The sequence below is a fragment of the Bradyrhizobium sp. sGM-13 genome, from assembly GCF_018398875.1.
GTDB lineage: Bacteria > Pseudomonadota > Alphaproteobacteria > Rhizobiales > Xanthobacteraceae > Bradyrhizobium.
Window position 1 is genome coordinate 1 of record NZ_JAGWDK010000190.1, and the last position, 269, is coordinate 269.

Genomic DNA, 269 nt, shown 5'->3' on the forward strand with positions numbered 1-269 from the left:
GCATTTCGCTCCGAGTCAGCGCGACCATTTCGAGAATGGCTTCATTGAGGTCGAACCGATCCTTTCGCGGCGGCACCTTGTTGATGAGGGCCCGGATGCCGTTGATGACGTTTCCGGCGCGCATGCCGTCCTCAACGATTCGGCGAAGGGAATCGCGAACCTCGCCGAGATCGGGCGGTTGAGCGCTGAGCCAGCGCAAGGCTGCCTGGGCGTTAGTCACCGTCGCAGCAATCGGCTGGTTGACCTCGTGGGCGATCGAGGCTGTCAGT

The 269-nt window shown here is 62.1% G+C and carries 1 protein-coding gene; it reads right to left on the bottom strand.

The window, feature by feature from the left end:
- Positions 1 to 269: histidine kinase dimerization/phospho-acceptor domain-containing protein (locus KJQ96_RS41195; RefSeq protein ID WP_305831068.1), on the bottom strand; the 269-nt coding region annotated here is incomplete at both ends.